This window comes from Mycolicibacterium sp. Y3 (assembly GCF_051188035.1).
In the GTDB taxonomy this organism is placed as follows: Bacteria; Actinomycetota; Actinomycetes; order Mycobacteriales; family Mycobacteriaceae; genus Mycobacterium; species Mycobacterium fluoranthenivorans.
Genome location: NZ_JAVQLT010000001.1, coordinates 2,605,198 through 2,630,634, shown reverse-complemented (window position 1 = coordinate 2,630,634; position 25,437 = coordinate 2,605,198). Strand labels below are relative to the sequence as shown.

General features: G+C 66.2%; 23 protein-coding genes. 9 read left to right on the top strand and 14 right to left on the bottom strand.

Going from position 1 to position 25,437, the window contains the following annotated elements; all coding sequences use genetic code 11:
- Positions 1-3 precede the first annotated feature (3 nt).
- Positions 4-987 (top strand): ABC transporter permease, encoded by a 984-nt coding sequence (locus QN239_RS12800; protein WP_499010785.1) that lies wholly within the window; start codon positions 4-6, stop codon positions 985-987.
- Between the two features lie 14 nt (positions 988-1,001).
- The gene (locus QN239_RS12795; protein ID WP_499010782.1) at positions 1,002-2,768 is read left to right on the top strand and encodes an ABC transporter substrate-binding protein; all 1,767 of its coding nucleotides are present in this window, start codon (positions 1,002-1,004) and stop codon (positions 2,766-2,768) included.
- A gap of 17 nt (positions 2,769-2,785) precedes the next feature.
- Here the strand turns inward: QN239_RS12795 and QN239_RS12790 are convergent, their stop codons facing one another.
- Complete coding sequence (locus tag QN239_RS12790) at positions 2,786-3,328, bottom strand: class I SAM-dependent methyltransferase (protein ID WP_499010780.1); 543 nt, start codon at positions 3,326-3,328, stop codon at positions 2,786-2,788.
- Positions 3,329-3,388: 60 nt separating this feature from the next.
- Here QN239_RS12790 and QN239_RS12785 point away from each other — a divergent pair, with 60 nt between their 5' ends.
- A complete protein-coding gene (locus tag QN239_RS12785; protein ID WP_499016727.1) occupies positions 3,389-4,330 on the top strand; it encodes a zinc-binding dehydrogenase in 942 nt (313 codons plus the stop codon).
- Here the strand turns inward: QN239_RS12785 and QN239_RS12780 are convergent.
- The 5 genes from QN239_RS12780 to QN239_RS12760 form a co-directional block, all read right to left on the bottom strand.
- Positions 4,327-5,547 carry an acyl-CoA dehydrogenase family protein gene (locus QN239_RS12780; RefSeq protein WP_499010779.1) on the bottom strand — a complete coding sequence of 407 codons (1,221 nt, stop codon included), beginning with the start codon at positions 5,545-5,547 and terminating at the stop codon, positions 4,327-4,329. The two genes, QN239_RS12785 and QN239_RS12780, sit on opposite strands and share 4 nt — an antisense overlap.
- The gene (locus QN239_RS12775; protein WP_499010777.1) at positions 5,544-6,542 is read right to left on the bottom strand and encodes a GNAT family N-acetyltransferase; all 999 of its coding nucleotides are present in this window, start codon (positions 6,540-6,542) and stop codon (positions 5,544-5,546) included. The genes QN239_RS12780 and QN239_RS12775 overlap by 4 nt, the downstream gene beginning before the upstream one ends.
- Positions 6,539-8,056, bottom strand: coding sequence for an APC family permease (locus tag QN239_RS12770; RefSeq protein ID WP_499016725.1), 1,518 nt, complete (start codon positions 8,054-8,056; stop codon positions 6,539-6,541). Before QN239_RS12770 ends, QN239_RS12775 begins: the two co-directional genes overlap by 4 nt.
- A gap of 107 nt (positions 8,057-8,163) precedes the next feature.
- Entirely contained in the window at positions 8,164-9,555 is a 1,392-nt protein-coding gene (locus tag QN239_RS12765) for an NtaA/DmoA family FMN-dependent monooxygenase (RefSeq protein WP_499010774.1), read from the bottom strand.
- Positions 9,552-10,847: an NtaA/DmoA family FMN-dependent monooxygenase gene (locus QN239_RS12760; protein ID WP_499010772.1), complete on the bottom strand. Its 1,296-nt coding sequence runs from the start codon at positions 10,845-10,847 to the stop codon at positions 9,552-9,554. The genes QN239_RS12765 and QN239_RS12760 overlap by 4 nt, the downstream gene beginning before the upstream one ends.
- A gap of 123 nt (positions 10,848-10,970) precedes the next feature.
- Between QN239_RS12760 and QN239_RS12755 the strand changes: the two genes are divergently transcribed.
- On the top strand, positions 10,971-11,468 hold the full coding sequence (locus QN239_RS12755) for a GAF domain-containing protein (protein WP_499010769.1): 498 nt from the start codon (positions 10,971-10,973) through the stop codon (positions 11,466-11,468).
- 1 nt (position 11,469) lies between these two features.
- On the opposite strand, the gene QN239_RS12750 is transcribed toward QN239_RS12755, so the two are convergent.
- A complete protein-coding gene (locus QN239_RS12750) occupies positions 11,470-12,180 on the bottom strand; it encodes a sensor domain-containing protein (RefSeq protein WP_499010767.1) in 711 nt (236 codons plus the stop codon).
- 32 nt (positions 12,181-12,212) lie between these two features.
- Entirely contained in the window at positions 12,213-14,120 is a 1,908-nt protein-coding gene (gene lepA / locus QN239_RS12745; protein ID WP_090353453.1) for a translation elongation factor 4, read from the bottom strand.
- Positions 14,121-14,143: 23 nt separating this feature from the next.
- On the opposite strand from lepA, the gene QN239_RS12740 reads away from it, so the two are divergent.
- Complete coding sequence (locus QN239_RS12740; protein WP_499010764.1) at positions 14,144-14,737, top strand: type II toxin-antitoxin system PemK/MazF family toxin; 594 nt, start codon at positions 14,144-14,146, stop codon at positions 14,735-14,737.
- 114 nt (positions 14,738-14,851) lie between these two features.
- Here QN239_RS12740 and QN239_RS12735 read toward each other — a convergent pair whose 3' ends face one another.
- Together QN239_RS12735 and QN239_RS12730 are read right to left on the bottom strand one after the other, a co-directional pair.
- On the bottom strand, positions 14,852-15,952 hold the full coding sequence (locus tag QN239_RS12735) for an LLM class flavin-dependent oxidoreductase (protein ID WP_499010762.1): 1,101 nt from the start codon (positions 15,950-15,952) through the stop codon (positions 14,852-14,854).
- Positions 15,949-17,007: an LLM class flavin-dependent oxidoreductase gene (locus tag QN239_RS12730; RefSeq protein WP_499010759.1), complete on the bottom strand. Its 1,059-nt coding sequence runs from the start codon at positions 17,005-17,007 to the stop codon at positions 15,949-15,951. Before QN239_RS12730 ends, QN239_RS12735 begins: the two co-directional genes overlap by 4 nt.
- A 407-nt stretch (positions 17,008-17,414) precedes the next feature.
- On the opposite strand from QN239_RS12730, the gene QN239_RS12725 reads away from it, so the two are divergent.
- From QN239_RS12725 to QN239_RS12710, 4 genes are read left to right on the top strand one after another with little or no spacing between them, the layout of a single operon-like run.
- Positions 17,415-18,416: a methionine ABC transporter ATP-binding protein gene (locus QN239_RS12725; protein ID WP_499010757.1), complete on the top strand. Its 1,002-nt coding sequence runs from the start codon at positions 17,415-17,417 to the stop codon at positions 18,414-18,416.
- Positions 18,413-19,096: a methionine ABC transporter permease gene (locus QN239_RS12720; protein WP_499010754.1), complete on the top strand. Its 684-nt coding sequence runs from the start codon at positions 18,413-18,415 to the stop codon at positions 19,094-19,096. Before QN239_RS12725 ends, QN239_RS12720 begins: the two co-directional genes overlap by 4 nt.
- Before the next feature lie 23 nt (positions 19,097-19,119).
- On the top strand, positions 19,120-20,022 hold the full coding sequence (locus tag QN239_RS12715) for a MetQ/NlpA family ABC transporter substrate-binding protein (protein ID WP_499010752.1): 903 nt from the start codon (positions 19,120-19,122) through the stop codon (positions 20,020-20,022).
- Positions 20,023-20,047: 25 nt separating this feature from the next.
- Complete coding sequence (locus QN239_RS12710) at positions 20,048-21,457, top strand: NtaA/DmoA family FMN-dependent monooxygenase (protein WP_499010750.1); 1,410 nt, start codon at positions 20,048-20,050, stop codon at positions 21,455-21,457.
- Here the strand turns inward: QN239_RS12710 and QN239_RS12705 are convergent.
- From QN239_RS12705 to QN239_RS12690, 4 genes are read right to left on the bottom strand one after another with little or no spacing between them, the layout of a single operon-like run.
- The gene (locus QN239_RS12705) at positions 21,430-22,221 is read right to left on the bottom strand and encodes an ABC transporter ATP-binding protein (protein WP_499010747.1); all 792 of its coding nucleotides are present in this window, start codon (positions 22,219-22,221) and stop codon (positions 21,430-21,432) included. The two genes, QN239_RS12710 and QN239_RS12705, sit on opposite strands and share 28 nt — an antisense overlap.
- The gene (locus tag QN239_RS12700; RefSeq protein WP_499016720.1) at positions 22,218-23,207 is read right to left on the bottom strand and encodes a FecCD family ABC transporter permease; all 990 of its coding nucleotides are present in this window, start codon (positions 23,205-23,207) and stop codon (positions 22,218-22,220) included. Before QN239_RS12700 ends, QN239_RS12705 begins: the two co-directional genes overlap by 4 nt.
- Positions 23,208-23,239: 32 nt before the next feature.
- Positions 23,240-24,250, bottom strand: coding sequence for an ABC transporter substrate-binding protein (locus tag QN239_RS12695; RefSeq protein ID WP_499010745.1), 1,011 nt, complete (start codon positions 24,248-24,250; stop codon positions 23,240-23,242).
- Positions 24,247-25,272 (bottom strand): ABC transporter substrate-binding protein, encoded by a 1,026-nt coding sequence (locus tag QN239_RS12690; protein WP_499010743.1) that lies wholly within the window; start codon positions 25,270-25,272, stop codon positions 24,247-24,249. The genes QN239_RS12695 and QN239_RS12690 overlap by 4 nt, the downstream gene beginning before the upstream one ends.
- Between the last annotated feature and the right edge of the window lie 165 nt (positions 25,273-25,437).

Genomic DNA, 25,437 nt, shown 5'->3' with positions numbered 1-25,437 from the left:
CGCATGACCCGTTTCGTCGGAATCCGGCTGTCCCGCATGGTACTTACTGTATTCGTCGTCGTACTCATCACATTCGGACTCACCCGGGTGGCCTACCGGAATCCAGCCCGGATGCTGGCCCCGGAGAACGCATCCGAGCAGACCGTGAACGCGATCACCAAGAGCCTGCACCTCGACGACGCTTGGTACGTCCAGCTGTGGCACTATGTCGTGCGCGGGCCGGAGATCAAGGGCACCCCCACCGGCCTGCTGAATTGGCCACCCAGCCTTGGGTATTCGTACCGCGAACAGCGTCCGGTCACCGGGCTGATCCTGGAGAAGATCCCCGTCACGGTGAGCCTCGCGGTGGGCGCACTGGTGGCGTGGTTTGTGCTGTCGCTACTGTTCGGGGTGTACGCCGCACGCAGGCCGGGTGGCTTGTTCGACACCGTCACCTCCGGTATCTCGTATCTGTTCCTCTCCGTGCCGACGTTCGTGACGGGCGTCATCCTGTTATTCGTGCTGTACTACCAACTCTCGCTGGCCGGAATCAAGTTCTTTCCCAGCGGCGGGTACGTGGCCCTGAGCACCTCCCCGACCGAATGGGCGCGTCATCTGCTGCTGCCCTGGCTGACGCTCGTGGTCGCCGAGGTCGGCCTGTTCCAGCGGGTGGTGCGCGCCTCGGTGCTGGAGGTCGCCAACAAGGACTACATCCGGACCGCACGCGCGAAAGGAGTCGGCCCCCATGGCGTGTACTTCGATCACGCGCTTTCGGCCGCGCTCAATCCGATCCTGACACTGGGCGCCATCGAGTTCGCCACCATCCTGGGCGGCGCGATCATCACCGAGCAGATCTTCGGTCTGGACGGTGTCGGCAGGCTCGCGGTGAGCGCGGCCAACAACGGCGACGCACCGGTGGTTATCGGCTGCACGTTGCTCGGCGCCGTCATCTTCGTCGTCTCGACGTCGGTCATCGACGTCATCACCCATGCCCGAAGCGGCAAATGAGTAAGGAGCACCACGTGAGATCCCCCCTACGCGCCGTCACCGCCTTTGCAGTGGCGGGCCTGCTGCTGGTCACGGCATGCGGGAAGAGCAACGAGCCGGCGGCAGTCACCGATCCGGCCCAGTTGACCGGCGGCACCTTGAAAGTCGCCTCCGTGGGCGATGTCGACGCCTTCGACCCGCTGATCGCCTATTCGGCGGAGTCCTGGCAGGTCATCCGAGCCCTGACCCGGCAGCTTGTCACCTATCCCGGCGACAAGAGGAGCATCGGCGCGGATACCAAGGTCGTGCCCGATCTGGCCGAGAGCTGGGACATCAGTCCGGACCGCAAGACGTACACATTCCATCTGCGGGACAACATCGCCTTCTCCGGGGCCAGTACTCGGCCCATCACCGCAAAGGATTTCGTCTACGCCGTCAAGCGATTCCCTGATCCCAACGCGCAGGTGAGTGCCATCACCTACTACAACGCGCTGTTTGCGGGCTTCAAGGAATACGCCGACGAGTTTGCGAAGGTGCCGACCGGGGACCTCAACGCGGTCAAGAACTTCATCGACACCCATGACATCAGCGGGCTGAAGGCGCTGGACGACAGGACGTTACAGCTCACACTCACCCAACCGGCCAGCGATATCCTCGATATCTTGACGCTGAACTTCGTCACCCCACTGCCAGAGGAAGTGGTATCGAAGTACTTCGCCGACAGCTTGGAGTTCCGGAAGAACTACGCCTCCAGCGGGCCGTACTACATCGAGTCCTACGACCCGGGCAAGCAGCTGACCCTGGCCAAGGTGCCCGGGTACAACGCACAGGGCGATCCCCGTAAGGCGTATGCCGACAAGATCGCGTTCGATACCACCGTGGCCTCCGCCGACGCGGCCTCTCAGCAGTTGCAGACCGGCACCGCCGATATCGGGCTGTATGTCCGCGCCTACCCGGCCAATGTCGTGTCACAGTACAAGCAGAGCAATCCCGATCGCCTGCACAAGTCGGCAAGCGGGTCAGCGATCTTCATCAGCTGGAACAACCCGGCCCAGCCGAACACCCCCGCGCAGAAGGCGTTCAAGGATCTGCGCGTGCGCCAGGCGTTCAACTATTCGCTGAACCGCGCCGACGTGGTGCGCGGCCTCGGCGGACCGGATTCGGCAATCCCCAGTAATGAGATCCTGACCTCTACCATCGTCGGCTACAACAACGAGAATCCCTATCCGACAGCGGAGGACAAGGGTGACCCGGACAAGGCGAAGGCGCTGCTGGCCGAGGCCGGACAGGCCGGCCTGACGGTGAACGTGGCCTACCGCAACACCCCCGAGTTCGAGAAGATCGCCACCTCGGTGCAGACCGCCGCAGCCCGGTCCGGGATCAATGTCCGCCTGACCCCGATCCCCGGCGACGGCTGGGGCGCATTCAGCTCCTTCCTGGGGGACAAGTCGAAGCTGGATCAGTGGGACCTGGCGATCACCAACTGGACCCCGGACTGGCAGGGCAACAGCGCCCGGATGACGCTAGGCGGTTGGCTGGATTCGGAGTTCGCACCCGGTGGCACGTGGAACGGGGTGACCTACGACAACCCGGAACTGAACGCCGCGGTGTCGCGGGCGTTCGCGGCACAGGATCCAACGGCGGACTGGAAGCAAGCCAACAAGATCGCCACGGCCGACCTCGCCTGGTTCCCGTTGATCGAGCGGGTCAAGTCGGTGCCGACATCCGATCGGGTCACCAACTGGACCTGGCAATCACTGGGCAACAGCGGCGATATCACCAATATCGCGGTCACCGGTTAGCGGCAGCGGCTCGCGGATCAGAGGCGACGGGCGAGCAACCAAGCCTGCCCGTCGCCCTCCCCCGCCGCGACGGTCTCCAACTCGGCGAAGGCGCCGCTCAGCTCACCGGCGACGGCCCGGAACGGCCCCGGTGACCCACCGACCTCGCTGAGCACACAGATGGCCAGCAGCCCACCGGGTCTGAGCCGCTGGCTCATCGCCGGGTACCTCCGCGGATCCCGAAAGCGGTGACACAGCAGGACATCCACGGGTGGCCCGGGAGGCAGGCCGTCATCGAGGTCGGCGACCTCGAAACGGCAGTTGTCCGCCACGCCTGCGGTATTCGCGAGGGCACGGGCCCGTTCGACCGCGACACCCGAGACGTCGACACCGAGCACGTCGAGTCCGCGGCGTGCGAGCCAGACCGCGGCCGAACCCTGGCCGCACGCGAGGTCCAAGGCAATCCCCGCGGCGGGGAAGGCCGACTCGTGCGCGGCGAACACCACGGGCAGCCCGGGTTCAGATGCAGGGTCCCGGTCGGCGTATGCCGCGTCCCAGCGGCTGCGGTCGTGCGTGCTCACAGCCGCCACCCTAGGAGACGGTCGGGAATAGCGGTGTCGATGTGGTTGTTGCGCGACAGCATGCGCGCCATCGTCTACGACCCGCAAGCCCCCGCCAAAGTCCGTTTCGACGAGACCGCCGAACCCGCGCCGGGTGACAGTCAGGCCGTGATCCAGGTGCACGCCATTGCGCTGAACTTCGGGGAACTGCACTTCATCGACCACATGCGTAAGCCCGGCGAGGTACCGGGGTGGGACAGTGCCGGCGAGGTGGTGCGAGCCGCCGCCGACGGCACCGGGCCCCAGCTCGGCGCCCGCGTGGTCGGTTTCGGCGGCGAAGCCGGCTGGGCCGAGCGCCGCGCGGTGGACACTGCGAATCTGGCCGAGCTGCCCGAGTTCGTGGAGTTCGAGGAGGCCGCGGCCCTTCCGGTCGCCGGAGTGACGGCTTTGCAGGCCGTGCGGGCGCTCGGTCCGGTGGTCGGACGTCGGGTCCTCATCACCGGGGCATCCGGCGGCGTGGGGCGGTTCGCCGTCCAGTTGGCGGCCAGAGCCGGCGCCCACGTGGTCGCCGCCGTCGGCAGTCCGGCCCGGGGCGAGGGCCTGACCGAACTGGGTGCCGCGGAGGTGGTCGTCGGACTGGACGGGGTGACCGAACCGGTGTTCGGCGTGCTCGACAACGTGGGCGGCGAGCTGCTGGCGCAGGCCTTCACGCTGGTCTCCGACGGCGGTTCGGTGCAGTCGATCGGGATGGCGTCCAATGAACCCACCACCATCGACTTCGAAGCGCACCGCCGGCTCGGGAACCGGAAACGGCTGGAGCCCTTCACCGTTCGCGCGCCGTTCGACGCGGACCTGCGGTACCTGTTGGAGCTGCTCGCCGACGGCGAACTCGATCCGCAGATCGGGCTACGCGACTCCTGGGACAATATCGCCGACGCGGCGCAGGCCCTGTTGAACCGGCAGGTCCCCGGCAAGGCCGTGCTGCGGGTCGGCTGGTCGGGATCCTCGGCGAACCCGAGCTAGTTGCCCTGTCCCCCGCGCCCGAGCGCGGCGAGATTGGACACCGGGTCCTTCCCGTTGATCAGGTAGTCGCCCAGGATGCGCGCCTTGTAGACCCTCGGGTTGTGCGAGGCCAGGGTGCGGGCATTGCGCCAATGGCGGTCCAGCCCACGCTGCTCGGACACCCCGGACGCACCGAGAGCGTCGAACACCGTCGTGGTGGCGCGCAGCGCGGCGGCGATGATCACCAGCTGCGCCTGGGTCACCGCGACCTCGGCAGCGATCAGGCGCCGTTTGGCGTCCTCGGCGGTGGCGTCGATACGGTCAAGCGCCGCCCCTGCCCGGGCCAGGGCGGACTCGGCCGCGAACGCGTCGGCCGACACCTCACCGATGACCGCCAGCAGTTGCGCGTCGTCCGAAGGCACCTCGGCGAGCCCCTGCGGATAGTTGCGCTTGCGGCCGGTGAGCGCCGCCGACCCGTCCCGCAGTGCCGCCCTGGTGATTCCGGTCAGCACCGACAACATCGCCGTCTGATAGAAGTGACCCTGGTAGGCAAACCGGTGGGCGGCAGGGAACACATCGCCGCGTTCGGCCCGCACCTTCTCGTAACGAGCCGTGCCGCTGGCCGTGGTGCGCTGACCGAACCCGTCCCAGTCGTCGATCAGCGTGACACCGGGATCCTCGGCCCGCACCAGCGCGGTCAGCAGCTCACCGTCGTCGCCTCGGCCGAGGACATCAAGCCATTCGGCGTAGAGGCTGCCGGTGGCATAGAACTTCGCGCCCGTCACCAGGTAGTGGTCGTCCTCGACGGACACCGTGGTGACCAGGTTGGCAAGCGTGACGTTGTTGGCCTCGGTCCAGCCGCCGCCGACGAACTGGCCGTCCCGCAACCGTTGGATCCAGACGTCATTGGTATCCGACACCGGGGCGTTCAGCCGGTCTTCGACGAATGCCAGGTGGTTACGCCAGATGTGCGCGACGTTGGCATCGGCCTCGCCGAGGTCGGCCAACAGCAGGAACACCTGCTGCAGCGACGCCCCGAAACCGCCACGGGCCGACGGAATCCGCAACGTGCCGAAGCCTGCCTCGTTGAGTAGCCGTACCTGTTCGTGTGGGAAAGTGCGCGTGCGTTCACGTTCCAGGTTCGCCTCGGCGATCTTCTGGAAGGCCGGGGCGAACTGAGCTTGCAGTTCGTCGAGATCTGCCGTGGGTGTCTGCAGATATGTTGCGGCGGAGCTCATCTGGTGGACCCTTCGGAATCGATACGGTAAGCGGATTGGCGCTCGACGGCGACATAACCCAACCGCTGGTAGAGCAGATGCGCCCTGCTCGCGTTGTTGATGTCGGTGCCCAGTGACGCGATGGTGAAACCGCGTCGCAGCGCCGCCAGCCAGACTTTGCGCAGTAGGAACTCGCCGATCCCCGCCTTGCGGTGGTCCCGGCGCACACCGATGTAGTCGGTGTGCGCGCTCCGCTCCTCCACCCCGCTCGAGGTGAGGTAGCTGTACGTGGAGCCGAGCACATAGCCCACCACTGAGCCCTCGGCGTCGATCACCGCATTGCTGAAATCCGGTGTGAAAGAACGGCTCTGAATGTGCTGCGCGAAGATCTCCGGCGTTTTGGACATGTTGCCGAAATGCTCCAGGAAGGTGTCGTACTGGAGCCGGCGCACCTGTTCCTCCAGGCCACGATCGATAACCTCCGACCAGCTCAAGTAGGTGAATCCGGGCAGCGTCAGCGCCTGCAGCGTGTCGATATTCTCCTGGTCGAGCGGCTTGCGCGTTCGGATGAACCGGCCTTCCTCCGTGGCACCGTGGCGGATCAGGGCATCGACTGCGACCTGCTGCTCCGGGCCGATGAAGCTGCGCAGAAAGGCGCCCGGGATGGTCGCCGACTCTAGAGTGAACCGCGCGATGGTGGCGTCCACGGCGTCGTCGATCACCGATGCGGGTGTGGCGGGGTCGAAGACGAACTCGGCCAGGATCTCTGGTTGCAGCCCGTGCGGTTGGTGCAGCACGGCGTAGCCGCGGACCCGTTGCGATTCGTCGCGCACCGCGATCGCCGCGCCGGGGAAGGCGCCCCCGAGTTGTTCGGCGATATCACGCGAGTCCGCGGCGAACTTCCGCCCCGCGATACCCGCGGTGGTGGCCAGGAAGTCGGCGATCGGTGGGTGGTCGAAGGCCGTCACGGGTGCGGCGGTCCATCTGCCGACGGCGCGTTCGTGCACGAGCGTCACGGCGTCACCGTTTCCTTGTTCCCGGACGAAGGGGGATCCAGGACATCGAGAATGCCCTCGTCGACCAACCGCTGCTGCTCTTCCTCGGACAGAGTCTGGATGGTGCCGACGCGACGCGCCACGTCGGGGTTGGTGCGCTTGAGGTACCAGTACCAGATCAGGCCGGCCAGCAGGATGCCCGCGAAGATCAGCGGCAGGATGTTGAACGGGAACTCCGGCACCGGGTAGAAGTTGCTGAAGAAGACGTAGCCGAGCGCCAGCGTCGCAGCAGCGGACACGACGAATCGCAGCGGGGTCAGTGCCTTGATCTTGTACAGCCAGATCGGCGTGGCGATCACGACCAGCAGATAGCTGGTCAGGAAGCCCCAGTTGGCGACGTACCCGCCGTACACCTCGAACACCACGCGACCGGCCGAGCTGACGGTGGCCACCGTCGAGAAGATGAGGCCCAACAACCCGATGAACGCGATACCCACCCACGGCGTCTTGTACTTGGCGTGCACCTTCGTCAGCGCTGACGGCAGCGCACCTTCGTGAGCGAAGGTGAACAACGATCGCGCGGCGGCGGTGGTGACCGCGGTGACGAACACGATGAAGGCGACTGCCACCGCGCCGCTGACCACGTAATTGGCCCAGGACACCCCGGTCGAATCAGCGAGCTGCGGCAGGATCGCCTTGTCCCCGTCGATGGAGCCGAAGAACAGGATCTGCGGGTACGTGGCGACGATGTAGAGCACGCCGAGCAGCAGCACCACCCGCAGCAGCGAGCGCGCGATGCTGCGGTGCGCATCTTTTGCTTCCGCACCGAGCGAGGCGACACTCTCGAACCCGGCGTAGGAGCCGACCGCGGACACCGCGGCGATGAACGTGGCGCTGTTGCCCAGGTGCGACGGGTTCCACTGCTCCCAGTCGATGCGGAAACCGTAGGCGACATAGGCCGCGACGATGATCACCAGGATCGACGCGATGGCGATGAGTTCGAAGACCAATTCGTACTTGGCGGCGATGGAGACCCCGCGGAACGGCAGGTAGGTGGCCAAGCCGACGATGACGACGACCAGCAGCAGTCGGAACCACGTTGCCTGCGAACCCAATCCGATGGACTCCAGGAACGAGTCCAGGTAGACCACACCACCCAGGGTGCCGGTGGTGGCGAAACCGATGTAGCCGACCAGCAAGCTGAAACCGGCCGCGTAGGCGAAGCCGGGACCCAGCCCGTTGCCGGTGTAGGTGCCCAGCGAGCCGGACGACACGGTGCGCTTGGCCTGGAAGCTGATGGTGGCGGCGATGAGGGCGGTGATCACCAACCCCACGATCACCGCCCAGGCCGCTCCGGTGCCGGCGGCAAGGAAGAGCGAAAACGGCACCGAGGCAACCGCGACACTGGGGGCGGCGGCGGCCAACCCTTGCGCGAAGACGCCCCAGAATCCCAGCGCGTCCCGTTCCAGACCATGCCCTTCCGCGGAGGACAGGGCGCGACCGCCCAGCTCCACACGAGTCGGTATCGACATGATGCCCGCCTTCCCACCCTGAACGTCACGTAATCCGTTGACGCACAGTCATTTAACGAAGTGTTGATGTGGATGTCACGATGCCGCAGGATTCGCTGCGGCATCAGTGATCAAATCGACGGGATTTTTTGCCGCCGGAACGCGGTACCCGGATGATCGGTCGGCAACAGTGCGGATTCCGTGCCGAAAATGCGCTGCCGCAACGTGACTGCCTCGCCCGCACCACCCGCCTCACGCGCACGTCCACGCCGGCGCAGCTCGGGGATCAGGTACTCCGCGACGTCGGCGAAGCTACCCGGGGTGACGTGGTAGACGATGTTGAACCCGTCGACCCCGGTGCGTGCGGCGTATTGTTCGAGCGCGTCGGCCACGGTCGGCCCCGATCCGACGAACAGCTCGCCACCGAAACCTCCCAGCCCGCCGACGTAATCCCGCAGCGTGATGCGCTGGCGGGCATCGGGATCGGCCACCGCAGCGAGAATGGAGCGGCTGGCATCGGTATCGAACTGTTCGATCGGCCGGTCCACGCCATACTCGGACCAGTCGACACCGGACAGCGCCGAAAGCAGTACCAGGCCCGCTTCCAGGTCGTGAAAGCGGGACAGGTCGGTGACCTTCGCCTGGGCCGCCGCGTCCGTGCTATCCACCACGATCTCGACCGAGGTGAGGAACTTGATGGCATCGGGCCGCCTGCCGTAGCCCGCCGCACGACGACGGATATCGTCGATGTTGGCCCGCAACACGTCGGGCCGGGGATCGCTGGCAAACACCAGTTCGGCGTTACGGGCGGCGAATTCCCTTCCGGCGGGCGATGTCCCGGCCTGGAACAGCACCGGGGTACGCTGCGGGGACGGCTCGACCAGATGGGCACCCGGCACACTGAAGTAGGGGCCCTCGTGCCGGATCGGGTGCACCTTGGCGGCATCGGTGTAGACACCGCGTGCGCGGTCCCGCAGCACCGCTCCGGGTTCCCATGAGCCCTCCCACAGTTTGTAGGTGACCTCCAGGAATTCGCCGGCGATGGCGTAGCGCTCGTCGTGCGGGATCTGTCGGTCCCGGCCGATGATGTTGCGTGCGGCGCTGTCCAGCAGCGAGGTGACGATGTTCCAGCCGATCCGGCCACCGGTGAGGTGGTCGAGCGTGCTGAACTTGCGGGCCAGCAGGTACGGGCTCTCGTAGGTGGTCGACACCGTGATACCAAAGCCGAGATGTTCGGTGGCCGCGGCCATGGCCGACACCGCCAGTAGTGGATCGGTGACGGGGGTCTGCACCGCGCGGCTCAGCGCGGCATTCGCGTTGCCGCCGAATACATCCAACTGGCCGACGGCATCGGCGATGAACAGGGCGTCGAATCCGCCGTTGTCGAGCAGTTGCGCCAGCTCCACCCAGTACCGCAGGTCGGTATAGCGGGAGGTCTGGTCCTCGGGGTGACGCCACAGGCCGAAATTGCCGTGCGACACCGTCGACATGGTGAAGCCGGCCAGGACGAAGGGTTCTGTCATGACCGAACCGGTGCTTCCAGCCCGAGATGCGAACGCAGGGTGGTACCCGCGTACTCGTGCCGGAACAACCCGCGCTTGCGCAGCACGGGCACCACCTGTTCGACGAAAAGCTCGGCCTGCCCGGGCAGTCCGGAGTCACGCAGCACGAAACCGTCGGCCGCGCCTTCGGTGAACCATTCCTCGATCTCGTCGGCGATCCGTTCCGGTGTGCCGACCACCCCCGCGCCCCAACCGTTGACCGTGCGGTACAGGAACTCCCGCACCGTCGGACTCTCGGCCGCCAGCGCACGGTAGCCCGCCAGCGCGGTCTGATGTGTCTCGGTGGAGTCCGGGAAGGCCGACGCGGGAACGGGTCCGTCCAGGTCCGCCCCGGTGACGTCGACTTCGACCTCCAACAACCAGCCGGCCTGGTACTCGGGGCTGAAGTACTCGTACTCGTCCTGCTGCGCCCGGCGCGCCTCGTCCTCGGTGGATCCGATGACATAGCGGAAGGACGGGGTGATCAGCGGCGGCCGGGTACGCCCGAAAGTGGCTGACTCCTGGTGGATCTGCCGGTAGAACTCCTGCGCGCGGGCCCTGTTGCCGTGACTGGTGAAGATGACCTCGGCATGCTTCGACGCGAAAGACCTTCCGGTGGGCGAGGAGCCGGCCTGGAACAGGACCGGTTGTCCCTGCGCCGAACGCGAGGCACCCAGCGGACCTTTGACGTCGAAATACCTGCCGTGATGCTCGGTAGGGCGGATCTTGCTGACATCGTGGAAGACTCCCGCCGCGCGGTCTTCGATGACGGTATCCTCACCCCAACCGTCCCAGAGCTTGCGCACCACTTCGAGGGCTTCCTCGGCGATCGCGTAACGCTCGTCGTGGCCGACCACCCCGTGCGCGCTGAAATTGTCCGCGGCGGCCTGGGCGAAGCTGGTGACCAGGTTCCAGCCGGCCCGACCCCCGCTGAGATGATCGAGTGAGAGTAATTGGCGGGCAAGGTGATAAGGCTGCTGCAGGGTGGCTGATCCGGTGACGACCAGGCCGATGTGCTCGGTGACCAAGGACAGTGCGGCAGTCGCCGTCAGTGGCTCGAAGTCCTCCGGAGTCTTGTACGCCCAGGTGGCCGGTGGCCCGTAGTTCAGTCCGTCGGCGAAGAACAATGCGTCGAAGGTGCCCGCTTCGGCGGTCTGTGCGTGCTGGATGAGTCGCCGCCGCACCCCGGCGGTGCTGTTGTCGGCAGCCGGATGACGCCACGGTCCCGCGGATCGCGTGTTACCGAAGGCAAGGAGGTGCAGTTCTTTCGCCACGGCCGACACGCTACGACCGGCCCGGCGAAGTCCTCAGGGTTGCACTCAGCAGGATGGAATCGGAATAACAGGTAGATGCGCCAAACCGTTGCGGCGCCGGCTCCGAACCCCCACAATCCGCCCATGACAGCAGCCGAACCGAATCGCACCGGCACCACTCGCGGGCTCGCAGCCCTCTCGGAAAACCTTGCCGCCCTTGCCGACCGACTCAAGGTCAAATCGGTGCTGGTCATGCGGTCGGAACCTGACACCATGGTGGTGGCGGCGACCGCGGGTGAGGCGACCCGGCACTACACGGTGGGTGCCGCGGGACAGAAGGCCGGCACCGACGAGGATCGAGTGCCGCTGTACTGCGAGCGGGTGGTCAACACCGACGAGACGGTGTTCGTGCGAGATTCCCGCACCGACGAGGTATTCGCCGGCAACGAGGACGAAACCGAGTTCGGCCTCGTCAACTACCTCGGGCTCGCGGTGCACGACCCGGACGGCAACGTGGTGGGCACGGTGTGCGTTCTGGACGACAAAGCCAGGGACTACACCGAAGAGGAGCGTGCTGAGCTCGATCGGCTGCGCACCGATGTCGAAGCCATCGTCAGAGAAGCCGATACGGCTCTGGGTTGAGCTATTTCTTCTTGCTGGCGTTGTCCACCATCTTGGCCACGATGGTCGCCGCCTCGTCGTTGATCCCGTACGAGCACGCCCACGCCTCGAGGGTGACATTGGAGACGTAGGACATGGCGTGCTCGCACTCCCAGCCGCCGGCATCTTCTTGGGTGGTGCGCTGGGTGATCACCTGGTCCTTGGCGTCCAGATCCTCCAGTTGCCAGGTGTAGGACGACTGGCCGTCGTCGACCGACACCGCCGACCCTCCGCATTTCTTCCACGCCGACTTGGATTTCTCCCAGAAGCGCTGGGCTTTGTCCGCGTTGGGATACAGCACCACCGTCTGCTCGACCCAGTGCTGGTTGTCCTCTTCGGGTTCCCGCGCCACCTGGTCGCGCACCGACGTCCAGCCACTGCCGTCATAGACCGGTTGCTCGGCGCCGTAGATGGCACCCAGGCAGTCCGGGTCGGAGATGGAGCGGGAATGGTCGGTCATCTGGTCCAGCTCGCTGGTGATCTCCATATCGGTCGACCCCATGACCGCATTGATATCGCGGACCGTCAACAGCACCTTGGCGAGTTGGGCGTCCTTGAGCGGCGGCACATCGGCGGGAGCCGCGCTACGGTCGCGTACCGCCACGCCCGATACTGTGCTGACGCAGCCGGTCATCAGCATGCACCCCGCTAGGACCACCAGCAGAGCACGAGCAGATTTTGCGGCACTGTTCACCGCGCCATTGTGACCGATGGCGCGGCTCCGAGTCACTTCTTCGGCTTGTCCGCCGCGGCGTCGGAGGACAGCGCCGCCACGAAGGCTTCCTGCGGGACCTCGACCCGGCCGATGGTCTTCATCCGCTTCTTGCCCTCCTTCTGCTTTTCCAGCAGTTTGCGCTTACGCGTGATGTCACCGCCGTAGCACTTGCTCAGCACGTCCTTGCGGATGGCGCGGATGTTCTCGCGCGCGATGATTCGCGACCCGATCGCCGCCTGCACCGGCACCTCGAACTGCTGGCGCGGGATCAGCTCCTTGAGCTTGGTGGTCATCTTGTTGCCGTACGCCGCCGCACCGTCCTTGTGCACGATGGCGCTGAACGCGTCGACAGCCTCGCCCTGCAGCAGGATGTCGACCTTCACCAGGTCGGCCTCCTGCTCGCCGGCCTCCTCGTAGTCGAGGCTGGCGTACCCGCGGGTGCGCGATTTCAGCGAGTCGAAGAAATCGAAGATGATCTCGCCGAGCGGCATCGTGTAGCGCAGTTCGACCCGTTCCGGGGACAGGTAGTCCATCCCACCCAGCTCACCACGCCGCTGTTGGCACAACTCCATGATGGTGCCGATGAACTCGCTGGGTGCGATCACCGTGGTCTTGACCACCGGTTCGTACACGGCACGCACCTTGCCCTCGGGCCAGATGGACGGGTTGGTCACGATGAGCTCGCTGTTGTCCTCTTTCACCACGCGGTACACCACGTTGGGCGCGGTCGAGATGAGGTCGAGATTGAACTCCCGCTCCAGGCGCTCACGGGTGATCTCCATGTGCAGCAGACCCAGGAATCCGCATCGGAAGCCGAAGCCCAGCGCCACCGACGTCTCCGGCTCATAGGTCAGCGCGGCATCGTTGAGCTGCAGCTTGTCCAGGGCCTCGCGCAGCACCGGATAGTCCGAGCCGTCCACCGGGTACAGGCCGGAGTACACCATCGGCCGGGGTTCGCGGTATCCGGTCAGCGCCTCGGTGGCGCCGTGCCGGGCCGAGGTGACGGTGTCACCCACCTTCGACTGGCGGACGTCCTTCACCCCGGTGATCAGATAGCCGACCTCACCGACGCCCAGCCCGTCGGAGGCCTTCGGCTCCGGCGAGACGATGCCGACCTCGAGCAACTCGTGCGTCGCCCCGGTCGACATCATCTTGATCTTCTCGCGCGGGTAGAGCTTGCCGTCGACCACACGCACGTAGGTGACCACGCCGCGGTAGATGTCATAGACCGAGTCGAAGATCATGGCCCGCGCGGGTGCGTCGGCGTCGCCGACGGGCGCCGGGACCAATCGCACCACCTCGTCGAGAAGTTCGCGGACCCCCTCGCCCGTCTTGCCGGAGACGCGCAGCACATCGCTCGGTTCACAGCCGATGATGTGGGCGATCTCACCGGCGTAGCGGTCCGGGTCGGCGGCGGGCAGGTCGATCTTGTTGAGTACCGGGATGATCGTCAGATCGCGGTCCAGCGCCAGGTACAGGTTCGCCAGCGTCTGCGCCTCGATGCCCTGAGCGGCATCGACCAGCAGCACCGCGCCCTCGCAGGCCTCCAGAGCCCGGGACACCTCATAGGTGAAGTCGACGTGCCCGGGGGTGTCGATGAGGTGCAGCACGAAGTCTTCGCCGTTCACCGACCAGGGCAGCCGGACGTTCTGCGCCTTGATGGTGATACCGCGTTCCCGCTCGATATCCATCCGGTCCAGATACTGGGCGCGCATATCGCGGTCGGCGACGACGCCGGTGATCCCCAGCATCCGGTCGGCCAGCGTCGACTTGCCGTGGTCGATGTGGGCGATGATGCAGAAGTTCCGGATCTGCGCCGGCGCAGTGAACGTCTTGTCGGCGAAACTGCTGATGGGAATCTCCTGGTCCAAGCTCGATAGGTTGCTCCAGCGTATCGAGCATGGACCGTCGCGACACAATCGGAGGACCTATCCTCGTCGGTATGGCGTCGCAGTGGAAACCGTTCCAACGTTTTCTGACGGACGCCGGGCATCTTGTCTTCAACGAAGCGCCCAAGCTGATCCGGCAGTTGCCGACTCCCGAGCGGGTCCTGCAGCAGGGCATCAAGATCGGTTTGGACGTACTCGCCGGCTCCCCCACACAGCAGCAGCCTCCGGCCATCACCGCCGGACGGCCGGTGACCAGCGAGAGCGTGCCCACCGCCCACCGGGCCCGCCGGGTCAGCTACGCCCCAGACCTGGACGGGCAGGCGGATCCCGGAGAGATCGTGTGGACCTGGGTGGTCTACGAGGACGACCCGACCCGGGGCAAGGACCGGCCCGTGCTGGTGGTGGGACGTGACCGCAGCGTGCTGCTCGGGTTGATGCTGTCCAGCCAGGAGCACCACGCCGGCGACCGCGAGTGGGTCTCGATCGGGGCCGGCAGCTGGGACTACGAGGGACGCCCCAGCTGGGTGCGGCTGGACCGGGTGCTCGACGTCCCCGAGGACGGCATCCGCCGGGAAGGCGCCGTGCTCGATCGCGAGAAGTTCGAGATGGTCGCCACCCGGCTGCGCGCCGAGTACTCGTGGTCCTGAATACCGCGGCGTCCTGAATACCGCGGCGTCCTGAATCCGCCGAACTGATCAAACGGGCGGGATTGTGCGAGTGGATTCCGCAATTTCGTCGATCTCGGCGCGCGTCCAGTGCGCTCAGACCGGAACCCGCACGCCCAACCGAGGCAGCACGTTCTGCCCGACATGGTCGATCTCCACGATCTGCGGATAGCCGGACAGCACGAACTCGGTCACCCCCAGCGCGGTGTACTCGCGGAAGACGTCGGCGACCTGTTCGTAACTGCCGATCGCCGCGGTGCCCGCACCGTCGCGCAACAGGCTCGGACCGGCCCACAGACCGGGATGCACCTCCAGACTGCGCGCGGCGACCAGTTCACCGGTGGTCAGCGCCGCCATCCGGCGTTGCCCTTCCGAAGCACTGGCCAGGTACCGCTCATGTGCGCTGCGGACCTGTTCGGCGGTGACGCCCGCCATCAGTTCGTCGGCACGCTGCCAGGCCAGCTCCTCGGTCGAACGGGCCACCGTGTGCAGTCGCACCCCGAAGCGCAGGGTCCGTCCGCGGCGAGCAGCCGCGGCACGCACCCGCTCGATCTTCTCGGCCACCTGCTCCGGCGGCTCACCCCAGGTGAGGTACACATCGGCATGCTCGGCGGCCACCTCGATGGCCTCTGGCGATGAGCCACCGAAGTAGATGGTGGGCACCACATCCAGCGGGTAGGCCGAGCGGGCCGACTCGATGCGGTAGAACTCGCCGACGAAGGAGAACTCTGGATCCGCCCACATACCGCGCACCACCGACAGGAACTCGCCGGTGCGCCGGTACCGTGCCAGCTTGTCCACTGTGTCGCCGTAGCGGCGCATCTCCAGATCGTCACCACCGGTGACGATGTTGAGTGCCAACCGATTTCCGGTGAAACGCTGATACGTGCCGACCTGCTGGGCGGCCAGCGTCGGCGAGAGCACCCCCGGCCGGAATGCCACCAGGTACTTCAGCCGTCGGGTGTACTGGGCCAGGGCGGCTGTCGCCAACCACGAGTCCTCACAGTGCGATCCGGTGGGCGTCAGCACCGCCTCGAACCCGAAGTCTTCGGCGGCCCGCCCAAGCGCCGTCAGGTTCTCCAGCGTGGGTTGCAGATGGGACCGCACGCGTGACGCCGCGTCACCGCGGTTGTCGGCGATGGTGGTGGTGTCGCCGTGGGTCGGCAGGTACCAATGGAACTTCAGCTGTTCGGTCATGACGCCACCTCCGATACGTCCAGCAGCGCGTGTACCCGGGGAATCACCTCGCCGGCGAAGCGCCGCATCTCTGCTTCAAAAGGCTGGAAGGCAAGCATGAAGGTCTCGATACCCTCGCGGTACCAATCGACGATCCGGTGGGCGACGGTGTCATAGTCACCCACCAGTCCTGCGGCGGTTCCCCCGTTGGGGCCGACGTGCGGAAGGGCGCTGAGGCGCTGCCACATCGGCGACGCCGGGTCGGTATCCCGGCTGAACCGGTCGATGGTGTCTCCGGCGTCGGCCTTGTCGGCCCGTTGCAGTTCCCAGTGATACTCCATAAGTTCGGCGGCCTCCCGCTGCGTGGGTGCAGCCACCACAAACGCCGCCATACCGAAGCGCAGCGGATCGAGCCCGGGACGCGGCCGCCGACGAACGTCATCGAGAAGCGCACGCGCCTCCGACGTGGACTGCCCGTTCAGGAACAGCACGTCGGCCTCGGCCACCGCAAGATCACGCGCCGGGGCGGACTCCCCACCCAGATAGATGCGGGGCCTCGGCCGGAAGGTCCCGGTCGGCGCCAGCACGAAGTCCTCGATGTGGAAATACTTGCCGTGGAATGTCGTCCGCTCCCCCGACAGCAGTCGACGCACCACGTGCAACCATTCGGAGCCATAAACATAGCGTTCCCCGTGTTCGAGCATCCCGATCCCGGAGCGCGTGAGATCGGGTATCCACCAGGCGTTGACCACGTTGACGGCGAACCGCCCGCCACTGATCTCCTCGATACCCTGCGCCTGTTTGGCCAGGACGGTCGGATGGATGATCGACGGCTTCACCGCCGCGATGATCTCGATCGAGTCGGTCAGTGCGGCCACCGCCGCCGCGGCACTCCATGCATCGAGTTGATCCAGCGATTCCCCTAGCGGGTTCATCGTGTGCTGCGCGATCAGGGTGCTGTCGAAGCCGAGTTCCTCGGCCAGCAGGATCTGATCCCGCACCCGCCGCCACGAGGCGTCGACGGGATCGTCGGGATGACGGAGGGCGGCCATGGTGCCGTGGACGTTCGCCCACACGCCAAATCTTGGGTGGTTGGTCATGTAATCGGTGCCACTCCATACGGTTTCACTTGCAGAATCCCCACAGTGCCACACGTGGGACGCTCTGGCGTCGGGTCGCCACCCCGCGGCGGATCCGCCAATGGTCCACCGAAGAATCACCAATTACCTTGTCGCCAAGAGATTTCGGCGGAAATTCACGACCCTCGTACTTCCGACACCGACCCCGCGAGGGCCATAACTCGGGTTATTTCAGATCAGCCAGATCGCTACTCTCCTCATTATCAAGGGAAATTCCTATGCTTGGCATCCGTCTGACCGCCGGATGCCGACGCCCAGTGGCGCGGCGTCACACACGTGTGTTCACCAGCGGTTGCGCTCGCTGCTGCGCGTGACGGCGTGTCCGTTCTACCCAGAGAGCACTTGTGATCGAGATCGAGAACCTCACCAAACGGTTCGGTGACCGCACCGTCTTGGACGACATCTCATTGTCCGTCGGCAGCGGCGAGATCCTGGCCGTCGTCGGTCCCAGCGGGGCCGGCAAGAGCACATTGTCCCGCTGCGTCAGCTTCCTCGAACGGCCCACCAGCGGGTCGGTCCGCGTCGACGGCAAGGACTTCACCAAGCTGAACAGTGCCGAGCTGCTCGCCGCACGACGCAATGTGGGGGTGATCTTCCAAACCGCTCCCCTGCTGCGCCGCCGCACGGTGGCCCAGAACGTGGCGCTGCCATTGCAGTACCTGCACGCCACCGACGACTCGGCCGACAAACGCGTGACCGAGCTGCTGGAGCGGGTGGGACTGTCCGACCGCAGGGACTTCTTCCCCGCCCAGCTGTCCGGAGGCCAGAAACAACGCGTCGGGATCGCCCGGGCACTCGCGCTCGGCCCGACGAATCTCCTGTCCGACGAGTCCACCTCTGGCCTCGACCCGAGCACCACCAAGTCGATCCTGGGTCTGCTCAGCCACCTGCGGGACGAATATGGGCTGTCCATCATCCTGATCACTCACGAGATGGAGGTGGTCCGCGAGATCGCCGACTCGGTCGCGCGCATCGACGACGGCCGCATCATCGAGAACGGCAACGTCGAGGACATCATCCTGGACCCCACCTCCGCGCTCGCCCACGAACTGCTGCCGGACCGTCCGAGCGTGCAGTTGGCCGACGCCGGGGAGGTGTGGGAGGTGTCCTACGCCTCCAGAACCGTTCCCCTGGACTGGCTCACCTCGATCCACGACGCGCCCGGCATCGACGGAACTCAGGTCAACGTGCTCAGCGCCAGCGTCGAGGCGATCCGGGGTGTCGCGGTCGGCCGCGCGGTGCTGTCGGTCTCGCCGTCGGCACCGGCCGGTTTCGCGACGTACCTCAAAGGCCTTGGCCTGCATGTGAAGACGGTCGCCGCGGCGTCCGGAGAGGCAGCCGCGTGACGTACTACGCCCAAGAGGATTTCAGCACACCCTGGACGCACGTGCCCGACCTACTGCTGCCCGCCTATGGCCAGACCTGGCTGATGGTGGGCGTCACCATGGTGCTGGTGCTGCTGATCGGCATCCCCGTCGGCATCATCCTGCACAACACCTCCGATCTGGGACTGTTTCCGGACCCCAAGGTGTTCCGGATCCTGAACACCATCGTCAACATCGGCCGATCTCTGCCATTCCTCATCCTGATGACGGCCATCATCCCGGTGACCCGCTTCCTGGTCGGCACCACCATCGGCATCGCCGCGGCGATCGTGCCGATGACGGTGGCCGGGGTCCCGTTCTTCGCCCGCCTGGTGCAGAACGCCCTGCGCGAGGTGCGCTCCGACGTCACCGATATGGGGCAGGTGTCCGGCGGCACCGCCCTGCAGGTGATCCGATCAGTGCAATTGTCCGAGGCGCTGCCCGCCCTGGCCGGCGCGCTCACCGTCAACACCATCGCGATGATCGAGTACTCGGCCATCGCGGGCTCCATCGGCGCCGGTGGTGTGGGCAATCTGGCAATCACCTACGGCTACAACAGGTTCGACGACAACATCATGATTGCCACAGCCGTGTCCCTGATCATCACCATCCAGCTCGTCCAGTTCACCGGCGACCGCGTCGTCCGAGCCCTCACCCGTTAGCCCTCACCCGTTAGAAGGAACCCATGTCAAACGAAACCACCTCCCTCGGCGAGGGCATCGAGATCGAGATCAAGAAGCGCAAGAGATGGCCGTGGATCGCGGCCGCGGTGGCCGTCGTGGTTGCCATCGCCGGCGGGGTGACCTACGCCCAACTGTCCAACCAGGACAAACCGTTCGGCACCAACCTCAAGGTCGCCACCTGGAGCACCGACATCGCGGCGCAGAATCTGCTCAAGTACATCGCCGACGAGGTCGCCCCGGCACACGGCATCACCATCGAACCAGTGCAGATCGACAACATCATCGAGATCAACCGCGCCGTCGACGCCGGCAACATCGCCGGCAACTTCTTCGAACACCAACCGTTCCTCAATGACGCGATCGCCGCCAACGGGTTCAAGCTGACCCTGGCCGCCCCGACGTTCACCTGGGATCAGGCCACCTACTCCGACAAGTACCGCAGCTGGGATCAGGTGCCGGTCGGCGCCAAGATCGCACTACGTGACGACCCGGCCGGTCAGGCGATCGCCCTGCTGGATCTGGCTCATGACAAGCAGATCACCCTGAAACCGGGCAAGGACACCCTGGCCGGGTTGCCGCAGCTGGGCGACATCGCCACCAATCCCAAGAATTACCAGTTCATTCAGGTGCCGATCGGTCAGCTCGCCCGCAGCCTGGCCGACGTGGACGCCGTCGTCGTGCACATCTCCGACGTATACGCCGCCGGCCTGACCGAGCAGCAGATCCTGGCCCGCGAACCCGCGCCCAAGGGCAGCGAAGGTGGCCTGGTGGTCAGCGACAAGCACCTCGACGATCCGAACGTACAGAAGCTGATCGAGACCTTCAAAGATCCCAAGGTCACCCAGTTCCTGGTCACCACAGACAACAAGTTGATCCGGGACACCCTCGGCCCGCTCAACCCGTGACCGACCCGACGTCAGGAGCCCGCACATGAGCACGAGCACGCGTCCGCTGTACTTCTCGGCGTTCGTGATGAATACCGCTTCTCACGTCCTGCACGGCCTGTGGCGTGCACCGGAAGCGCAGAACCACCGGTTCAATTCGTTGCGGCATTGGACGTCACTGGCCGCAGAGGTCGACAAGGCCGGCTACGACCTGCTGTTCTTCGCCGACGTGTTCGGCCTGCGAGCACCGTGGAACGGCAACTGGCGCAAATCCGTCGAGGCCGGGATCCAGATCCCGGTCAACGATCCGTCGGTGCTGGCGTCGGCCCTGGCAGCCGCGACGGAGAACCTGGGCATCGTGTTCACCAGCTCGATCATCCAGGATCACCCGTTCAACTTCGCCCGCAAGATGTCCTCACTGGATCACTACACCGAGGGCCGTCTGGGCTGGAATATCGTGACGAGCTTCAACGCCAACATGTTCCGCAGCTTCGGCCATCAGGGCACCCTGGCTCACGACCAGCGCTACGAATGGGCCTACGAGTACGTCGACGTCGCCTACAAGCTGTGGGAAGGCTCATGGGACGAGGACGCGCTGGTACAGGACAAGGGACGCAGCGTGCACTCCGATCCGGCCAAGATCCACCGGATCAACCACGTCGGGCAGCGCTACAGCGTGGAGGGCCCGCACTTCACCTCGCCGTCCCCGCAACGCACCCCGGTGCTCTTCCAGGCCGGCTCCTCACCGGCCGGCCAGCTGTTCGCCGCCCGCAACGCCGAGGGTGTCTACATCGGCAGCCCGACTCCAGCCGACGCGCACAAGCTGACCACCGAAACCCGGGCACTGGCAGCCGAATACGGTCGCGATCCAGAGGACATCACCTTCGCCCAGGGACTATCCTTCGTCATCGGCGACAGTCACGCCGACGCCATCCGCCGCAACGACGAACTCAAGCGCTACCTTGATCTGGAAGGCATCGCCCTGCACGCACTCGGCGATGCCGGGATCGATGCCGGGAGCCTGCCCCTGGACACCCCGATCAGCGAGCTTGGCGAATTCACCGGTATCCAGAGCTTCAAACGCTGGGCAGCGGAGGTCTCGGGCAACGACGAGCCGACCATCCGCGATATGGCGTGGGTGATGGAAGGCGCCAACCGCGTCGTCGGCACCCCCGACGAGATCGCGGATCGCCTTGAGGAGTGGCGCGAAGCCGGGGTGAACGGCATCAACGTCTACCACGCCACCGTGCCGCAGTCGTTCCGCGAGGTCGCCGATCGGTTGTTCCCGACGTTGCGCGAGCGCGGCCTGATCGGCACCGACAAGTCGGGGACGTTGCGGCACAAGCTGCTCGGCAAGGGCGACCGGCTGCCGGCCAGTCACCCGGCCGCCACGTACCGCGGTGCGTTCGCGGACAACTCGCTGGCCGATCAGGTGGAGCAGGTCGCCACCGCCTGACCGGGTTTGCAGGGTGCGGTGTAGCGGACGCTGGGCCTGCCGTCCTCGACGGTGATGTGGCAGTCCACACCGTAAACATCAGCCACCAGGCGTTCGGTCAGTACCTCCGCCGGCGTGCCCGCGGCCACCACCCGCCCCGACGACAGCACCACCAGGTGATCGCAGAACATCGCCGCCAGGTTGAGGTCGTGCAGCGCGACCACCGCGGTGATGTCCAGATCGCGGATCAAGGTCAGTATTTCGAGTTGATGGGCGATGTCGAGATGGTTGGTCGGCTCGTCGAGGAGCAGTTCACCGGGCTGCTGCGCCAGGGCGCGGGCGATCTGCACCCGTTGCCGCTCACCTCCGGACAGCGTGTGCCAATGACGGGCTGCCATATCCGTCAGTCCGGTCGCCACCAGCGCATCGGCCACCGCGCGATCGGTGTCGCGGTCCCCACCGATCAGTCCGGCGTGGGGAATGCGGCCCAGCCGCACCACCTCTCGCACCGTGATGTGCAGATCGGTATCGGCGTGCTGGCTGACCATCGCCACCCGGCGCGCCACGGCCCGGCGCGACAACCGGGCAAGCGCCGTGCCGTCGAGTTCGACCACCCCGGAATCCGGGCGGTCCACCCCGGCCAACAGGCGCAACAGCGACGACTTTCCCGATCCGTTCGGCCCCAGCAGACCGACGGTGCTGCCGGGTTCCGGATCCACGGTGACACCATCGAGTATCAGCCGGCCCGACCTGGACCAGGCCACGTCCAACGCGCGCAGACTCATCGGGTGACACCCCTGCGGCGCAGCAGGATCACCGCGAATGCCGGCACCCCCAGCAACGCCGTGACCACCCCGGTGGGCAGTTCCTGCGGCGCGAACGCGGTGCGGGCCAGGGTGTCCACCCACACCATGAAGATCGCGCCGAGCAGTGTCACCGTCGGTAGCAGTCGGAGGTGACTCGGTCCGACGAAGAAGCGCGCGGCATGCGGTAACACCAGGCCGACGAACCCGATGGCGCCGGTGGCACTGACCAGCGCGGCGGTGATCAACGCCGTCACCACCAACAGGACCATCCGTGCACGGCGCACCGGGACGCCGAGTGTGGCGGCGGCGTCGTCACCGAAGGCGAAGGCGTCGAGCGTACGGCCGAATCCCATGCAGCACGCCAGCCCGACGGCCACCACCAGGCCACAGGTCAACACGTCAGACCAGTTCACGCCGGCCAGCGAACCGAGCAGCCAGAACAACACGCCGCGCGTCTGCTCGGCGTCGGCGGACGACAGCACGATGAAAGAGGTGAGCGCCGAGAACAATTGGGTCGCCGCGACCCCGGCCAGCACCACCCGGTCCGTTCCCCCACCGGCCGCATACGCCAGCATCAGGACCACCGCGAAGGCCAGCAGGGCACCGGCGAATGCGCCCCCGGACAAGGACACCACGCCGGCCCCGGCGCCCAGCACAACGATCAGCACCGCCCCCGTCGAGGCGCCCGAGGAGACGCCGAGCACGAACGGATCAGCCAGCGGATTGCGCAGCAGCGACTGCATGATCGCACCGCACAGGGCCAGACCGGCACCGCAGATCGCCGCCAACGCCACCCGAGGCAGTCGCAACTGCCAGACGATGCCGTCCTGCAGGCGCGTCGCCCCCGACGGGCCTGCGCCCAGATGTTCGGCGACGATCCGGTACACGTCGGTGACCGACAGCGCCGCGGGACCGATCGTGATGGCCACCGCGGCCGAGGCCAGCAACAGTACGAGGCCGCACATCCACAGCGTGACCAATGCCGGCGTGCGCACGGTCAATTGCCTGCCACGAGACCCAGTTCACGCAGCCGGTGCGCCACCTTCTCGGTGCCGTCGACGGTGCGGATGGACGGGTTGAGATCGGCACCGTTGACCACGATGTAGCGCTTCTCCCGGACCGCGGTCAACTGTGCGGTCACCGGATTTGATTCCAGGAACCGGATTTTGGTATCGAGCGCATCACCGTCGATGGTGCGCCGGCTCAGATCGGCCAGCACCAGCGCGTCGGGGTCGAGGTCGGCGATCGCCTCCCAGCTGACCTGCGGCCACTCATCGGCGGTGTCGGCCAGAACATTGCGGGCACCGACCGTGCTCGCGATGATTCCGGGTGCGCCGCAGCAGCCGGCCAGGTACGGCGCCCGGATATCGGAGAACCAGAAGGCCAGATCGACATCGGCGGTGACGGCGGCATCCGTCATGCGTCGCTGCAGCTCACCGATCAGCTTCTCGCCGCGGTCGGCGACATCGAAGATCTTGGCCAGGTCCCGGATTTCGTCATAGATCAGGGTCATCGTCAGCGGTGCGGTGCGGGCGCCGTCCTCGCTGCCCGCCACCTTGCCCACACAGTCGCTGGGTGCGAGATAGGTCGGCACACCCAGCCTGTCGAACTCAGCGCGATCGGCAACGCCACCGGGGCCCAGGGTTCCCGCGAAAGATGCGGACACGAAATCGGGTTCGGCATCCAGCACCGCTTCCATCGAGGGTTTGTTCGCCGACAGTTGCGGGACACGCGCGTTGGCGGACGCGAGGTCGGGGCGGATCGGGTCGGTCCACGTGGCGGTGCCCACCATCCGGTCGGCAAGGCCGAGCGACAGCAGAATCTCCGTCGAGCCCTGATTCAGCGAGACCGCCCGCGCCGGCGGCGCATCGATCACCACATCGTGACCGCAGTTTCGCACCGTCAGCGGATATCCACTGACTGCACCGGTTTTGCTCGTCTGCGCCACCTCGCCACACCCGGCGAGGACGAACGCCGCCCAGACGACGACGAACAGCCTGCCGATCATTTCGCCGGCCCGATCGAGGCGAACCCGGCGGCGAGCCGTTCGACCGCCTGGACCTGCCGGATGCCGGGATCCAGCTCGGATCCGGTCAGCACCACATAGCGCTTGTGACGCACCGCCGTCAGGTTCCTGCTGGCCGGATTGGATTCCAGGAACGCGATTTTGGTGTCCAGCGCGTCACCGTCCACCCGCCGGCGACTGAGATCGGCCAGGACCAGGACATCCGGATCACGGTCGGCCAGCACCTCCCAGCTGACCTCGGGCCAGTCCTCCCGCGCGTCGGCGAACACGTTGGCAACACCCAGTTCGCGCGCATAGAGCCCGGGCGCCGAGCAGCATCCCGCGAAATACGGGGCCCGCAGACCGGAGAACCAGAACGCGACCGTCGGGTGGGGCATGGCCGGCGCGGGAGCGACGGACAGTCGCCGCTTGAGCTGGTCGACCAGGTCCCGGCCACGGTCCTGCACATCGAAAATTGCCGCCAATTCTTCTATCTCGCGAAACAGAGTGTCCATCTGCAAAGGAGCTGAGCGGGTGACGTCGGCACCGTGAACGTCGGCACCTATGCACACCGACGGCGATTGATAAGTGGGAATACCCAATTGAGCGAACCGGGCCCGGTCGGCCACCACCGCCGGGGTGAAGGTATGTGCGCTGGCCGAGGTCACCAGATCCGGCTCGACACTCAGCACCGTCTCCAGGGAAGGGTCATTGTCGGCGAGCCGGGGCACCTTGGCGCTGTCAGAGGCCAGCTCAGGAAGCACCGGATCGAACCATGTCGACGTTCCCACCATCCGGTCGGCCAATCCGAGCGACAGCAGGATCTCCGTCGAGGCCTGGTACAGCGAGACCGCGCGTTGCGGCGGCCTGTCGAACGTCACTCGGACACCACAGTTGTCCAACGTCAACGGATAGCTCGTATGGCCGGCGGTGAGAGCCGCCGTCGGGGCGCGTTCGGCGGATGTCGCCGGACTGCATGCGGTGACGACAGTGAGGACGGATACGAGCACGGCGAAAGCGCGCACGGCAGGGGCTTCCTTCGATACGGGGCCCGGTCGCGGGGCCGTCGACGTTCGGTACCGGCGGCAGGCAGTCGGACTCGAGGCGTTCGCCTCACACCGTTGCGCGTCAGCTCCGGATTCTCACCGGATTCCCCTGCTGGTCGGCATCCGCACTCTACCGGAGCAGCT

Bases quoted from the DNA above. Each gene is read 5' to 3' on its own strand.
- QN239_RS12735 (WP_499010762.1), bottom strand. From the start codon at position 15,952: ATGACCGAACAGCTGAAGTTCCATTGGTACCTGCCGACCCACGGCGAC.
- QN239_RS12785 (WP_499016727.1), top strand. From the start codon at position 3,389: ATGCGCGCCATCGTCTACGACCCGCAAGCCCCCGCCAAAGTCCGTTTC.
- QN239_RS12740 (WP_499010764.1), top strand. From the start codon at position 14,144: ATGGCGTCGCAGTGGAAACCGTTCCAACGTTTTCTGACGGACGCCGGG.
- QN239_RS12765 (WP_499010774.1), bottom strand. From the start codon at position 9,555: ATGACAGAACCCTTCGTCCTGGCCGGCTTCACCATGTCGACGGTGTCG.
- QN239_RS12800 (WP_499010785.1), top strand. From the start codon at position 4: ATGACCCGTTTCGTCGGAATCCGGCTGTCCCGCATGGTACTTACTGTA.
- QN239_RS12710 (WP_499010750.1), top strand. From the start codon at position 20,048: ATGAGCACGAGCACGCGTCCGCTGTACTTCTCGGCGTTCGTGATGAAT.
- QN239_RS12755 (WP_499010769.1), top strand. From the start codon at position 10,971: ATGACAGCAGCCGAACCGAATCGCACCGGCACCACTCGCGGGCTCGCA.
- QN239_RS12705 (WP_499010747.1), bottom strand. From the start codon at position 22,221: ATGAGTCTGCGCGCGTTGGACGTGGCCTGGTCCAGGTCGGGCCGGCTG.
- QN239_RS12715 (WP_499010752.1), top strand. From the start codon at position 19,120: ATGTCAAACGAAACCACCTCCCTCGGCGAGGGCATCGAGATCGAGATC.
- QN239_RS12780 (WP_499010779.1), bottom strand. From the start codon at position 5,547: ATGAGCTCCGCCGCAACATATCTGCAGACACCCACGGCAGATCTCGAC.
- QN239_RS12695 (WP_499010745.1), bottom strand. From the start codon at position 24,250: ATGATCGGCAGGCTGTTCGTCGTCGTCTGGGCGGCGTTCGTCCTCGCC.
- QN239_RS12700 (WP_499016720.1), bottom strand. From the start codon at position 23,207: ATGTGCGGCCTCGTACTGTTGCTGGCCTCGGCCGCGGTGGCCATCACG.